8 protein-coding genes are annotated in these 15,363 nt (G+C 56.9%); 4 read left to right on the top strand and 4 right to left on the bottom strand.

Going from position 1 to position 15,363, the window contains the following annotated elements:
• Positions 1 to 250: 250 nt before the first annotated feature.
• From RISK_RS18465 to RISK_RS33450, 4 genes are all read right to left on the bottom strand, one after another.
• Positions 251 to 4,849, bottom strand: coding sequence for a hypothetical protein (locus RISK_RS18465; protein WP_150122625.1), 4,599 nt, complete (start codon positions 4,847 to 4,849; stop codon positions 251 to 253).
• A gap of 265 nt (positions 4,850 to 5,114) precedes the next feature.
• Positions 5,115 to 6,302 carry a BON domain-containing protein gene (locus RISK_RS18470; RefSeq protein ID WP_047815802.1) on the bottom strand — a complete coding sequence of 396 codons (1,188 nt, stop codon included), beginning with the start codon at positions 6,300 to 6,302 and terminating at the stop codon, positions 5,115 to 5,117.
• A 541-nt stretch (positions 6,303 to 6,843) separates the two neighbouring features.
• A complete protein-coding gene (locus RISK_RS18480) occupies positions 6,844 to 7,479 on the bottom strand; it encodes an RNA polymerase sigma factor (RefSeq protein ID WP_047815804.1) in 636 nt (211 codons plus the stop codon).
• A gap of 97 nt (positions 7,480 to 7,576) precedes the next feature.
• Positions 7,577 to 8,845 carry an A24 family peptidase gene (locus tag RISK_RS33450; RefSeq protein ID WP_315852655.1) on the bottom strand — a complete coding sequence of 423 codons (1,269 nt, stop codon included), beginning with the start codon at positions 8,843 to 8,845 and terminating at the stop codon, positions 7,577 to 7,579.
• 82 nt (positions 8,846 to 8,927) lie between these two features.
• Here RISK_RS33450 and RISK_RS18490 point away from each other — a divergent pair, with 82 nt between their 5' ends.
• The 4 genes from RISK_RS18490 to RISK_RS18510 all read left to right on the top strand — a co-directional run bounded on the left by RISK_RS18490 (position 8,928) and on the right by RISK_RS18510 (position 15,144).
• Positions 8,928 to 10,448: a deoxyribodipyrimidine photolyase gene (locus tag RISK_RS18490; protein ID WP_390173949.1), complete on the top strand. Its 1,521-nt coding sequence runs from the start codon at positions 8,928 to 8,930 to the stop codon at positions 10,446 to 10,448.
• A gap of 547 nt (positions 10,449 to 10,995) precedes the next feature.
• Positions 10,996 to 11,901, top strand: a complete 906-nt coding sequence (locus RISK_RS18500) for a polysaccharide lyase (protein ID WP_150122626.1) — start codon at positions 10,996 to 10,998, stop codon at positions 11,899 to 11,901.
• Positions 11,902 to 12,601: 700 nt separating this feature from the next.
• Positions 12,602 to 13,747: a sialidase family protein gene (locus tag RISK_RS18505; protein WP_047815807.1), complete on the top strand. Its 1,146-nt coding sequence runs from the start codon at positions 12,602 to 12,604 to the stop codon at positions 13,745 to 13,747.
• Positions 13,744 to 15,144, top strand: coding sequence for an arylsulfatase (locus RISK_RS18510; protein ID WP_047815808.1), 1,401 nt, complete (start codon positions 13,744 to 13,746; stop codon positions 15,142 to 15,144). Before RISK_RS18505 ends, RISK_RS18510 begins: the two co-directional genes overlap by 4 nt.
• The last annotated feature ends 219 nt before the right edge of the window (positions 15,145 to 15,363 follow it).

Genomic DNA, 15,363 nt, shown 5'->3' on the forward strand with positions numbered 1-15,363 from the left:
CCAGGATCGCCCTCCCCCGGAAATCTCGCTGAACGCTCGCTTTCCGACCCCTCCTGCTCCGCGGGCGGGGTTCTCACCTGCAAAGTGCGCATGCGATGAAGATTGAGCCATCACGACTTCGAGTCACGATACGCTCTCTTCTCAATCAATCCGTTCTTCACTCTCCATCAAACGAAAAAACCGTTCGTCTGAAAACACGACTTCACCTGGTTTCGCGTTGACACTTTTCCACGTCAACAGAATTTTGTATTCATCGCGACCATTTGAATAAATAGATCCGGTGACGTTGTATCAACTGCCGGAGCTTGGACAGTCGCTCGGCATCCGCTTCCCGCTGGAAGAACTCTTCTGCCAATTCGAACCAATGGACGCTTGTCTTTTCTTTGGCGTAGTACGCATCCATTCCGGCCAACACCCGTTCGGGATCGACTCGCATGAAATCACTGGCGGGTTGCCCACGCGGATAGAACCTCGCTGTGCTGACCATCAACCGACTGTACATCGCGTCGCCCTCGGCACCGCCCAGTTGATCGCAGACCGCCTCAATGTAGTTTTCGAAATCGCCGGGGTTGCCGTACCAACGCGGCAACAAATACGTCACCGCCGAAGAGTGCACGGACAAACTCCCCTTGGCGGGACTTTGCATGGCACGCCGAGTCAGCTCACCCACGGCACTCTTTGGGGCGGACAATCCCATTGAAATCCCGAGCGCAAGGGAGAACACACGTGTGGCAGGTTGCTGTTTTTTCAGCAGCGGTTTGAGGTGTTCCAGTGCGACACCCAACTGTTCATGAAAAACTCGCATGTCATCCTTCGAAACCGTGTTCACAAAACCGGTTCCGCGAGCCTCCCAAGCCAGGTCTCGATGATGCTGAGCACGCAGCATGGGAATCACGATAGACCGCGGCATCCGTTCCCCGGCTCGCTTCAGCCACAACTCTTTGCGGATTCGAGCATCGCCACCGTGCACCCAGCCATATTCTTTGGACACGATGTCCAGCGCACTTAGAAACTCCTCGCTCAATTCATCGGGGTATTCACTGACCGCCGCGATCGCGGGTGTTCGCAGATACGCAAACGCAGCGTCCAACTGATCGATCTGGTCGCGGTCCACCAAATCCTCCGCCAACACTCGAAGGATCCGAGACGCACGGATGCGTTCCGGAGCGGCGGCATGAATCCACTCATCACCTCGACGAAATACCATCGCCTTTCCACTCGCCGCGATCATGGCCGGTTGAGTCAAGTCACAGTTCACGTACTCAACCATCCCCATCCGATCGCCATTCAAATCGAAGTTCGCGATGAAGGCAAAAGGATCTGGGGAGCCCGCCAATCCTGGCAGCATCCCCATGACACGAATCTGCGAGAGTCCTTCTTCGACGGGAACGTTGTCCATCCAGTAAGGAACGATGCTCAGCCGACGAGTGGCATGAACCACCTCTCCCTCTTCGACGCCAAAGTCGATTGCCCAAGGTTTCTCGTCCGTGCTAACCCAGGCCCTTTTGTCCAAGACCGCCAGTGCGCGGACCTTCGGAAGCCTCGTCAGTTGAGCTTGATTCGCGATCTTCCCAGTGGTTTCATCGACCTTCAACAGGTACATGTTTTGATTGCTGGTCGCGATGAAATTCGCACCGTCGCGAGAGCACCATAGCTCGGAAGTCATTCGTTCCCCATCGAGCAACTCGATGCGTGATTGCTTGACTTCCAACGATGCCAGGTCCAACAAGTAGATCCACCCATCGTGGGTCGTGAAAAAGATTCGATCCCCATCGGCAGATTGCGCCGAAGCCAAGGGTGGCTTCACTGCCTGATAGCTCGCCAATTTGGTTCCCTGTTGCAGATCCCAAAGGGTCAGCACCCCACGTTCAAAACCGATCAGTCGATTGCCATCCGGCGACAGATAAACTGGGTGCTGTCCGTCCAATCGACTTGGAATTCGATGGACGATGTTCCCGCTTCGATCCACCACGGCAGGATTGTTTCCTGCGATCAACAAGAACGCCCCGTCCACTGACATCTGCAGCACCGTCTGCCCGGGGCTGAGTGCCAAACGTGTCTCTTTCCACTGGCGTGAGAAGCCACGACGCAGCAATTCCAACCGCTCGCGATATTCCGCATCCAACGTGGCTGGACGAGCAATGACTTCATCCTCGGTGACAGGTTGAGCCAACCGCTCATCCACCTGGTCGTCCCACTCGATGCCATGTTCCCGTCGGTACAACTCACCCCGCAACTTCGGTCCGTCAACCGGATGAAGTTCATCCACAGACAAACGAATCACGGATTCGTTCTCGCCCTCAAAATAGATGTAGTACCGATTCGCGCGGATCGGCGTGGCGGGCAAAGTGGTCCAACCGTCGGCCCGTCGAATCACGCGATGGGTGATCGTGGACGGGTCCAGCCCATCTGTGCTGCCTGCTTTGCCCTGCTCACGAAACTCGGCGGCCATCTCCTCCATTGTCTTCCAATCGTGTTCCGCAAACAACGAGCGTGCAATGCGGAAGTGGCCGCCTACCATCCCGCGCATGATCGCGTCGTCACCGTCAAAACGGTCAAAGTTAGCGGTAAACAACTGATTCGAGTCCACCAATTTCCAGGTCAGAAAGCTTGGCGGCTTCGGCAGATTGCGTAGTTCCTCTTCCAACTCTCCCCGGAGGACTTCTTGAAACTGGTCGACTTCTTGCGTCGCGGCGTACTCGTCGTCGGTTGAAACGGTTTGCCGGACTTCGGCTTCGGAACGCAATTGCACCTCCAGCTCAAGCTTTTCCAGGTGCGAAAAGGCTGTTCCAGGGATCGTCTGACGCTTTCCCTCCTCATCGGTGAACAGGAATTGATCGCTGTCGTTCCAGCTTGGATCCTCTGCCGGCGGCAATGGTTGCTTCCCCATTAACCCGTAGATTCGCAGAGTCGGAATCGCGATCGGTATGGCCTGGTTAGGAAACTGCTCCTTCAGAGCCTGCCATTGTTGGGAAGCTTGTTCATTGGCACGGTCTGTCAAAAGCTCCCTATCAACCAGGAAATCGACCGTCCCATCACGCATGATCCAACTATCAAGGTGTTGACCAACGACAACGCCGTCGAAACCAACCTGAGCCCGATATGGCTGTTTGTGCCAGCTCGCCAACCAGTCTTCCATCGCTTTCGCAGAGGGAAGCTGCATTTCAAAAATGATCTTCTTCTCAAAATGTTCCTGCAGTTTGATCCACTGGATCCGATCCTCGCGAGAGGTTTTGGCAAGCTCCGGCAGTCCCTTGGTAGATGCGGTTGGATCGGCTTCGAGCATCATCAACTTCATTTCCATCGCGTCCACGAAATGCAGTTGATCGACAGGCAACCCCACCGGCGTGTCACGGTTGGCCATTTTGACCTTCAAGGAGGTCTCGTTCGTCATCTCCAATGGTTTGATCGCCAACACCATGGAATGGGAACGTCGGACGAGAAAATACTCGGCATGCAAAGAGGGACGCTTCTCCTTGGGGTGAGCCTCGAAATACTCGTTCAGCCCCCGGACGCTTTGTTCAGCCGCCGCTCTCCACGGTTCTGTCAATTCGGCTTTCAAGATGGCGACCGTCGAGTTTTCGGCATCGAACCGATAGACGTAATACGGGTGTTCTTCGCCAATCAGCGTCGCCGTGAATCGGGTATTGGACGCGGTGTCCTTGAGTCGCCAAGCCCCGCACGTATTGAGGTAGCGGAACGGATTGGAATCGACCAGTTCTTGCCGTTGTTCGTCCCATGACTTGGCAATCTGCTCAGGGGAAACCTCTTCATCAAGCTCATTCATCTTCCTTTCCAAGAGCACACGCCGCAGATCCAATTCCGAAGGACCGGTGAACGAACCGAGCGACTCCCAGCGTTTGATCCGAAACTTCCGAAATCGAGCTCGTTCGGGTCGATGATCAGGCACGAACCATGAAACCTTGCTCTTGGAAGGATCCGACTCATCTTCGACGATTTCAAGCGGCTTCCCAGGTCCGAGCATCCCCAGTCGCCCAGGCCAACACCAAAGATCGGTTTGCTCGAGGCCTGGTACCTGTTTCACTTTTCCAGTCTGCAACCAATCCGCCGCTCGTTCGCGATCAGCTTCCGCGAGCATGCTTTTGCGAACACGAAATCGAGCCATCACGGGGTGCGAAGCATATGGCTTCCAAATGCGTCCGAAGACAAAGGCGTCGTTCACTTGGCCAAGCAATGCGGCTCGAAACTCCACCCCAGGAACCGCGGTCTGCCATTTCGACAACTTGTCGAGAACGTTCAGACGCTCGCGCATCAGATCACGTTGTTCGCCCCGGAATGACGCCAGCGGAATGGCAATCAACTGTTGTTGAATGTTCCAATACGAGATGTCGTCTTCGACCAACAACAGAGACGCGTTGTTCAGTTCCCGGTCACCTTGCATCCACGCCTTGCCACCTTCGTCGCGAATGGGAAACGCCTCGCGAAGCCGGTCCACCAAAGAACGCCAAGGTTCCAACGTCTTTTCAATGAATTCGCGATCGGAGTCACTGAACTGCCTCAACGGAAACGACTGGAACTTTCGACTGCGTACCTCAAGATGGATCCAATCGTCTGGACCAATCCATTGGACCAATCGTCCTTGAATCGGTTCTCGATCCTGCAATTGCCACTCCCGTGCTTCCGTGACCTTCGGGGCATCGTTCACTCGGGCCGTCAGAACAATTTTGGCACCATCGGCGATCGCGGACGGGTTCAGGCCGCTCGGCAATTGAGCGTGAGCTGACGCCCCCAAACACAAGAGGAATACCAGCGACAAAACCAAACGTTCAAAAAGGGAGTCGCCCTTCATTCCAGCCACCAAAATCAAGAATGGATCGAGTGAGTGCACCGCGACCGAGCATCATGCAGTGCAACACAATTTTATCAGTCAGCAAAACTCGCGGCGCCCATGAAATCGCGCCGAACAGGCATCCGATTCCAACCGCTGGCATCTCCATTTCTGATGCCTTTTCGCCGTAACAGTTCCTTTATTTCTTTGATTTCAAGCGTTCCGCCAATTTACTTCCAACAACGAAAAAACCCTCGCAAGAGAACTTGCGAGGGTTTTTCGTTCATTCGTTCTGTTCAGGTGATCCGTTGGATCACCTATCAGACTACTTGTCAGTGAAGTCCAAGAACCACCAGCCGTCATCCCATTCGAGCGACACTTTCCGCCATCCCAAAGGAACTTGTGGGTAGGGGTAGAAAGGTCCGATGTAGGGGAACGCCGATGGGCTGTACTGCTGTGGGTACGTCAGTGCGGCGTAGTTCGGATAGGCTGCGTAGCCTGGCCAAGCGTAGTTCGGCAAGTTCGGGGTGTCGTAGCGAGGTGCTCCGGCAGGTGCGGCAGGCGCCATGGGAACAGGTTGTCCCATCATCGGTGCCTGAGCCATCGGTGCTGGTGCTCCCTGCATGCCGGCGGCTCCATGAGTCATCATGCTGCCGGGAACAACCATTTCGCCATTGATCACTTGTCCGCCCACTTGGCCGCCCATTTGCCCGTACGAAACGGGACGAGCTTGGACCTGACGATTGGCAGGTGGCAAAGGCTGCAACCCACCGGTGCGATGCGTGGCAGGCGTGGCAACCAAGCCTGGGTTTGATCCAGCCTTGACGGTCATCAGATCGCGGACGCCGCGTGCTCCAGGAGCATGACGGGCGATTTCAGCGATCAGTTTTCGCTGGGATGCCGAAGCAGCTTCGCCGGTGATCTCCACGATGCCGTCGTAAGCGTTGACGTCCACACCGAAGTCTTTCAGGTGACCGACGGACTTCGCTTTGCCCAAGGCAGCGGCGACGGAACGAGTGATCGCTTCGTCCGAACCGGCTTCTCCACCAGCATCTTCCCAAGCCGCAACAGTGCGGGTTTGCGAGTCAGCGGCTTCTTCGCCGGCAACAGGTGCCACCGAACCAGGAACCACTTCTTGAACTTCGGTTTCCAAAGCTCCCTTGAAGTCGAACGCTTCCGCAGGCTTCACCGCTGCAATCGCAGCGGCCTTGGGCTTGTAAAGCTTTGCTTCGAGAACTTCGAGTTCGTTGACAACATTGACAACGCCATCGACATCCTTCAAAGCCGCCAAGACCAGGTCTTGTTGCTCGGTGCCATCGACGGTGCCGCGGAACACGACCACTCCGTCATTGACTTTCATGTCAAGGTTGAAGTTCTTCAGTTGACCTGCATCACGGCTGACTTTGAGCCGCTGCATGACTTGTTGTGCGATCTCGCGATCACCGCCAAAGGCCTGAGCAGGCCCCAGCGTGGCGATCGCGGCCAGCGCCAGTCCAAAATATTTGCGTCGCATGGAAATGCCTCCCTACAGTCCTTTGTGAGGTGTCATTCACCGACCGCGTTACTCGCGGAAAAAAAGGACCAGCCAACAGCCGGTCCGATCGGTGCTATGGACTGTTTCGGTTGTAACGAGGCCTAGCCGGCAGGTTTTTTCCGATTTTGTGGATAAATCCACACAATTCGGGTTGAACAGCCTGCCAAGAGACCGCGTGTCACAAACCGTTCCCAAACTCAGCCAGCTGTGAAAAACCGCTTGTTCGTCCCCCCACTGCCAATCGGCACCTCCACCCGAGCGCCACATTTGGGGCATCCACCCCGGTAAGCGGTCTGCTGATCATTTCGGTAGATGCGACCGTAGGTTTGGCAACACCGAAACTGAATGCCCAAGAACGGACGCGGGTTTCCCGGCGTGCCATCCGCCCCCAAATTCGTACGTGCTGTGCCCGAACCACCACGCGCATCGTGCACAACATCGAAGTGACTGCCTACGCTTCGTTGAGGCGTGGGATCGACCATGGTTGTCTCCCTCGTAAGCCATGAACGGGAAAGAAGTGTCAGGGACCTGGTTCGCCCGAAGATTCTGACTCGGGTTCTCGCAGCTGTTCAATCGCCAACCGCAATTGTTTGCGAGCCCGGTTCAAACGGCTGCGAACGGTGCCAATGGACAGCTCCAAAATCTCCGCCATTTCCTCATAAGAAGATTCCTCCATTTCTCGCAAGACAAGAATGCTGCGGTGCTGATCGCTGAGTTGCTGCAGAGCCACTTGCACCAACGAAACGTCGTCCTGGCGAATCATGTTCGCATCCACGGCCTCGCCCCCACAAACGACTTCTTCGCCGATTTCTTCACGTTGCTGGTCCAGCGACAGACGAACCTTCTGACGCCGCTTTCGCGACAACGCGATGTTGAAGGCGACCCGATACAGCCACGTGAAAAACTGGCTGTTTTGCTGAAACGTGTCCAGTTTGATGAACGCCCGAATGAAAGCCTCTTGCGTCACTTCCTCGGCATCGTGAACCGAACCGGTGACGTGGATCATGGCGTGATGCAGCCGGTCCTGGTGACGGATCACCAAGCTCTCAAACGCGGACGCGTCACCCGACAACGCCGCTTCGATCAGCGCCACTTCGTCCGCCGACGCAGGATTCGCCGTGGCGTTTTCGTTTCGGTTCGAGTTGGCTGCGTCCACTTCCCCTCAACTTGATGATCGTTCGCTGGGTGATCAGTTTAACTCAAACGAGTCGCCCTGTTGCAAAGCATTTTGGGGCATTCCCCAACGCCGGAGCCTACCGAACGTCCTCATCGAAATGGTCCGCGATTTCGCCGATATCCTTCTCATCGCCCATTGGAGCGAGCGATTCCCCGTTTTCATCCAACCACAACGGAATCGCTAGAACCCCGAAAAACGAAACAATCAAACCAAGTTGCGATGCCTGCTCGCTGGGCCAAACGTGGGACGCCACCAGCCCCCGCCACAGCAACAATTGCACGCTCGTCGCAACCGGCAAACTGACCGCAAAACGGCCCAAGGAATCACGGGACTGAGCGAATGCAAACATCTCGAGAATCTTCGCTAAAATCGCCGCGATCAGAATCACCCCCATCACCGCTTGCCAGCCCACCACGATCGCTGGGACCGCGATCAAGACCATCAAATCAACCAGCCGCCGCGTTGATGAACCGAGCGGGTCCATCTTCATGTCCGCCGAAGGACAAAAGCTCTTCGCCAGCACGCGAGCAAAGAAGCCCGCCGCCACCAGCGACGTCAACAACCGCAATCCAATCTGGACCAAGGTCACGGACCAGTCACCACCGGTCGTCATCCATCCGGTCGGCGGCCAAGAACCAACCATCGATGGCATTGAATCGCCAACAAGCTGCCACGGAACCACCATCGCCTGCGGCAATGCGAACATCCCGCCGATCAGCGTCACCGCCGCGAACAATGTCAATCGAGGTGGCAAAGGATTCCCGTCGAACCGGATCAGCCCCGCCGCCCAGGCGGTCGCCAGCGCCACCACGTGATACAAAATCAGCGTCAACAAATCCGCGTCAACGAACGGGGTCGACAACCAATTCGGCCGCACGGAATCACCCACGTAGGGCAGACTCCAACGCGTCAATTCGGTTGTCCCCACCACCGCGAACGTGATCCCGACCAACGTTTCAACGATCGGATAACGAGACGAAATGGGAAGCCGGCAGTCTCGGCAACGCCCGCTCAACCACAGCCAACCGAAAATCGGCACATTGTCACGAGCTCGAAGCTGGTTGCGACATCGCGGGCAGAATGAATGGCCGTTGACGTTCAAACGCTGAGGCAATCGCCACACGACCACATTCAAGAAACTGCCGACGCTGGCCCCAACCACCAGAAAAAACGTGAAGAGGACCACGTCATTGGCTCGTGGCAACAACAGATCGGTCACCCGGAAATGAGGGTGCCAACGGGTCACCCAGAGCGCAGCCCCCCACACATAAGCCACCGATGCGAGCAGATACCCGATCAGCAAGCAGACAGCGAGAATTCGATAGGTTGAACGTCGTCGCGACAAAATTGCATGGCCCTTGGCGAGTCAGCACACTCTACTAGCCAACCGCCGAACTGACGACATCCCATTCCCATGACCGCTGACCATGACTCCCACGCTCCCTCCCCAGCGTCATCAATTCGCCAACGACCACCCACCCCGGCACGAAGGCGATTTCGTCGTCTACTGGATGATCGCCCAGCGGCGACTGCACTGGAATTTCGCGTTGCAGCACGCGATCGACCGGGCACTCGAATACGAGAAACCGCTGCTGATCTTCGAACCCCTGCGAGTTCGCTACGAATGGGCCAGCGACCGGATCCACCGATTCATCATCGAAGGCATGCGAGACAACGCGGCCGCCGCCGAATCATTGCCGGTCGTCTACTACCCGTACGTCGAACCGCGTCCGGGAGCCGGCTCGCCACTGCTTCATCGTTTGGCCAAACGAGCGTGCACGGTCGTCACCGACGAATACCCGTGCTTCTTTCTGCCCCGCATGATCGACGCCGTCAAAGACAAACTGCCCGCCCGCTTGGAATTGATCGACTCCAACGGCGTGCTCCCCCTGCGAGCGGCGGAGAAGACTTACACGGTCGCACACAGCTACCGGCGGTTCATGCAGAAGAACATCCTGCCCGCTCTCGAACATTTGCCACTTGCAAACCCGTTGGCCCCGGACGACCGCCCTGCCCTGCCCTGCCCCGATGGCGAATCGATGGCCGAGCGTCGAAAGGAATTGCTGTCGTCCAAGATCCTTTCCAAATGGCCGGCCGCGAATCTCGAAAAACTGCTCCGCGAAAATGGCTTGTCGGAAATCCCGATCGATCATTCGGTTCGTCCGTCCCAAGCGACCCCCGGCGGAACGGTGGAAGCCTCCCGTCGCTGGCACGAATTTTTGAACAAGAAACTGTCTCGCTACAACGACGACCGCAACCAACCCGATGAACACGCCACGACGGGCCTGAGCCCTCACCTTCACTTCGGTCACATTTCAGTGCACGAGATGGTTTCTTCGTTGCTGGAACACGAGGGCTGGTCCGCCGACCAAACGTCCCCACCCAACGGCAAGAACCATGGCTTTTGGAATGTCGGCGAAAACGCGGAAGCCTTGCTCGATCAGTTGCTGACCTGGCGAGAGATCGGATTCAACTGGTCGTTCCAAAACCCAGACACCTACGACTCATTGGAATCATTGCCGGACTGGGCGAAGAAGACGTTGAATGAAACGCGTGATGACGAGCGGCCCCATCTCTACACGCTGTCGGAGTTTGAGAATGCCGAGACGCACGATGAGCTTTGGAACGCGGCGCAGCGTGAATTGGTGGCAACCGGCGAGATGCACAACTACATGCGAATGCTGTGGGGAAAGAAGATTTTGCATTGGACAAGGACGCCCGAAGAAGCCCTCGAGTTCATGGTCCACCTGAACAACAAGTATGGCTTGGACGGTCGCGATCCAAACTCGTACTGCGGCATCCTTTGGGTGCTCGGACGCACCGACCGAGCCTGGGGTCCCAAGCGTCCCGTCTTCGGCAGCGTCCGCTACATGACCAGCGACAGCACCCGCAAAAAGCTCAAGCTCAGCAAATATCTCCAACGGTTCGCCGGATCAAACAAGAAGTAAGGACAGAGCGAAAATCAAGTGGCATAGGCTTCCAGCCTGTGATTGCGCGGAACACAGGCTAGAAGCCGACGCCACATTATCACCGCTCAAGGAAGACGGACCGAACGAAGTGAATTCCGGCAGAAGACGCGACCCTCAAAATCCAAAGGAACCCGAAAAGTGGCTGGCACCTTACGGACAGGCACCTTACGGACACTGTGGTCGACAGGTTTAGAAAACCATCGCACGGGCACGTGAAATGGGAATCGCCTGGCGACGGGCGGCAAACAACTGCCGTCGCTCCGCGACTTGGGGGCCTGGGTGTCGACGGTTGACCTTGGGTTGAAAACCCAAGGCTTTCGGCTGTCGTCGCTCCGCGACTGGTTGCGGGCCCCGACAAGTGGATGACACCATCCCGATGACACTATGATGCGACCCGCAACCCAAACACGACGAGTTTGACTCTGCCTTTGGCCACAGAGCGAAGAAACGCCATCTCCAAGCAAGTCTGCGAGGAATCGGGCGTCAAATCCTCGTGTGGCTTGTTGGAGCACAAACTCCGAACACCATGGAAACTTTCTTCGTGCACGCAAATCACCACTCCGAGACAGCCCTGAAGCTTGCCACGCTCTGCTTCGTTTGCATGACGGCAGCGATCGACCAAGGCGGAGAACTCCGTGCGGACCAACCACAGACAAACGAATCGAAATCCGTGTCGGTCGGGGGAGCAATCATTCTTAGCAATGACTTCTCCGATGAATCGATCGGTCCCTACACAGACGTCACCTTCAAAGCCGACCGCGACTGGGGCAAAGTCCTGTGGGCGAATTATCACGGTCGAGCGGAGATCATCGATCATCATGGTGACCATCAACTCCGGCTGAAGTTTCCCAAGGGAAAGTTCGGTCACCAACACACGGGCGGCAACGCCGCTGTTTCCATTGGGACACACGACGAAATTTGCCAACGGGTGACCATCCGTTTCGAACCAGGGTTCTCCTTCGTCAAAACGGGGAAAATTGTGGGGCTGGGAAGTGGTGCTCATTGGAGTGGCGGAAACGTTCCGCGAGAAGGGCAAGGCTACACGTCCCGCTTCATCTGGGATCGTGAACAGGAGGCCGCGATGTATCTGTACCACATGGATCAACGCAGCAAGTACGGAGACGTCGTGAAGCTGGGTTTCAAGTTTCAAACCGGTGTCGACTACACGCTCACGCAGCGTGTCAAGACAAACACGGGCAGCGACCCAAACGGCATCTTGCAAGTGTGGGCCAGTGAGAACGGCGAACCGCCAAGGCTGGTGGTCGATCGAAGCGACCTACGATTTGGAACCAAGGGTCGCGGAAAAACGGAATCGATGTTCGTGGCACCGTTTCACGGCGGCGGCGATTCCAGTTTTGCAGCCGCCGAAACCAGCTATCTGACGCTGGACGATTTCATCATTTCAACGGTCAAATTCAGCGACCTGCCCTGAACCCAAGACTTCCGTGAGTCGTCATCGCGGCGCAACCGCGGAGCGGTGAAATCTGTCAGCCTCGGGTTTCAACCCGAGGTTTGAGTTGTGCCGCCCCATTTGAAAAGCCGCGGAGTGGCGACAGGTGGTTGCGAAACGCGATCAACTGTCGTCGCGCCGCGACTGGGGAGATGGTTGGGCGCTGATGGTCCTTGGGTTGAAACCCAAGGCTGGCCGGATGCCGTCGCGCCGCGACTGAAATGAGGAGACGCAACCGCGGAGCGGTGAAATCTGCCAGCCTCGGGTTTCAACCCGAGGTTTGAGTTGTGCCGCCCCATTTGAAAAGCCGCGGAGTGGCGACAGGTGGTTGCGAAACGCGATCAACTGTCGTCGCGCCGCGACTGGGGAGATGGCTGGGCGCTGATGGTCCTTGGGTTGAAACCCAAGGCTGGCCGGATGCCGTCGCGCCGCGACTCAAATGAGGAGGCACAACCGCGGAGCGGATTTTCGTCGGCTGACGCGAATGTCGAAAGCCTGCCGCCATGTCGTGGCCTTTGGCCGCGTTTACTGATCGATGCTGTGAATTGGTTTTGGCACGTCATTGCAAGACAGACACCCCCAATTGGCCTCCGCGTTTCGGTTAGATTAGGTTCGCTCTTCCAGGGCAACCTCTTTGAATTTCCCATCGTGTCGCGCATCCACCTGAGACTCCCGAAGCATCATGAAAGTATCACTTGCGGTCTTCTTGGCACTCACCCTGACCATTTCCATCCAGGCAGAAGAACTTCCTGCTGTCGCCGTCGCGAGTGATGGTGCGTTGGTTTCGTCGCAACAGATCTTCGACCTGACCGACAAGCCCACCAAAGAGAGCCATGCGTCCACCCTCGTCGAGACTCCAACCGGTCTGGTCGCGGCTTGGTTCGCGGGCACTCGGGAGCGTGACGCCGATGTCGGCATTCGCGTCTCTCGCAACGAAAACGGCCAATGGACTGAACCGGCCGAGGTCGTCAACGGAGTCCAGTCATCGACGCTCCGCTATCCCACTTGGAACCCGGTGCTGTTTCAGCCCACCGAAGGCCCGTTGATGTTGTTCTACAAAGTTGGCCCCAATCCACGGGAATGGTGGGGCATGCTAACGACGTCCGAAGACGGCGGCAAAACCTGGTCGTGGCCAACGAAACTGGGCGAAGCCCACACGATCGGCCACCTCCTTGGGCCAGTCAAAAACAAGCCGATTGAGCTCGCCGATGGAACAATTCTGTGTCCATCGAGCACCGAAATCGAGTACGCGGATGGATCCTCCCACTGGCGGGTTCACTTCGAAGTCACCAAGGATCTCGGCAAGACTTGGGAGGTCATCGGGCCGATCCAGACCGGGGAAACCTTCCATGCGATTCAGCCCAGCATCTTGACCTATCCCGACAACCGTCTGCAGATCCTTTGCCGCAGCAAAGAGAAACGCATTGTCGAAAGCTGGTCCAAGGACGGCGGAAAAACCTGGAGCACACTCACCGCCACCGAACTGCCCAATCCCAACTCCGGCACCGATGCGGTGACACTTCAAGACGGACGACAAGTCTTGATCTACAACCACTCCGAAGGCATCGTGAGACGAAAAGACGCCCCGGACTTGAAGCCTCGCCGGATTCTGAATTTGGCGATTTCGTCCGATGGCAAAACGTGGGATCCTGTCCTGACGCTGGAAAATGAAACCGGACCTCACCCCAAGGACGCGGATCGCCGACGGCACTTCGGTGAGTACAGCTACCCGGCCATCATCCAAACCTCCGACGGGATGCTCAACATGGTCTACACGTACAATCGGGAAGGCGTCAAACACGCGGTCGTCGACCCGAGCAAGCTATGAACATCGCCCGCATTTCGATTGGGCGAACCGTTTGTTCGCTGCTAGTGCTGTTGGCCTTCAGCGGTCGAGGATTCGCGGCGGATCCCCGCCCGAACATCGTGTTCCTCCTGGCGGACGACCTGGGCTATGGAGACCTTGGATCCTATGGTGGGACCACGATCCGAACACCCAACCTGGACCGACTCGCTGACGAAGGCCTCCGTTTCACCCAGGCCTATTCTGGCGGGCCCGTCTGCACTGCCGCACGCAGTGTCCTGATGACGGGTCTGCACAACGGCCACACCGTCGCTCGTGACAACGTCCCGCACTATCACACGTACTTGCATGATTCCGACCTGACTCTTGCGGAAGTGCTGCAAAAGGCCGGCTACCGATGCGGCGGTGTTGGCAAATGGTCCCTCGGAGATGCCGACACCGAGGGCCGGGCCACCGCGCAGGGTTTCGACCGTTGGTTTGGTTATCTCAACCAGGATCACGCCCACTACTATTACCCGGAGTACCTCGATGATGACGAACAACGGCTGGAGTTGACCGGGAACACCGAATCGCGCGAACACTACTCCCATGATCTGCTCACCGAACGAGCACTCAACTTCATTCGCGAATCAAAGGACGCTCCGTTTTTCTTCTACGGTGCTTATGCTCTCCCGCATTTTTCAGCGAGAACCGAAGACCCAGATGGATTCACTGTCCCAACGACCGAACCTTATGCTGATCGTGATTGGGATCTGGCGTCTAAAAAATACGCGGCCATGGTCCACATGCTTGATCAAGACGTGGGAAAGATCACCCAACTCATCGATGACCTGGGTCTTCGCGAAAACACTCTGATCATCTTCTCAAGTGACAATGGGGGCCATCGAACCATCCACGAACGCTTTGACACCAACGGCCTCTTGCGCGGGTACAAACGCGACCTCACCGAAGGCGGAATCCGGGTCCCCTTCATCGCCCGTTGGCCCGGCGTCGCCCCCGCTGGCCGCACCAGTGATCAAGTGATCGCGTTCCAAGACATGCTCCCCACCTTTGCCCAACTCGCCGGCACCACGATCCCGCCCGATCTGGATGGCATCTCGGTGCTGGACGCCCTGAAAGGTGGCTCGATCAACAACCAGCAACGCGTGCTCTACTGGGACTATGGCCACTGCCGCGGCAACCAATATGCCCAGGCGGTCCGGTGGGGCGATTGGAAAGGAATCCGTTCCAAGAAGAACGGTGATGTCCTCGAACTTTACAACCTTGCCAACGACCTGAGTGAAACAACAGACGTCGCGGATGCCCATCCGAAAATCGTGAAACGGATTGGCGAGCTGATGGATCAAGCCTTCACGCCCAACGCTCGCTATCAAGTCGGCACCTCCTACCGGGGCTCCGCCCTTTGGAAACGAGGACAGTGAGCGCACTGACACCTCCGGTAAGCCACGCACGATGAATAAGTGGCGGGTTTCGTAGTGGCCGAGGCTACGAGTCCCGTGCATGGGGATTCGTGGCCTCATCCACTACGCCAGGAATTGATTGTGCGTCGCTAAGCAGGTACGCAGGTGTCATCGGGTATGTGAGCCGTTGGCGTTAGCCACGGTTTTCACGCACAACCGGGGCGAACGCCCAAACGGCTC

Origin of the sequence: Rhodopirellula islandica (assembly GCF_001027925.1) — a bacterium.
GTDB classification, from domain to species: domain Bacteria; phylum Planctomycetota; class Planctomycetia; order Pirellulales; family Pirellulaceae; genus Rhodopirellula; species Rhodopirellula islandica.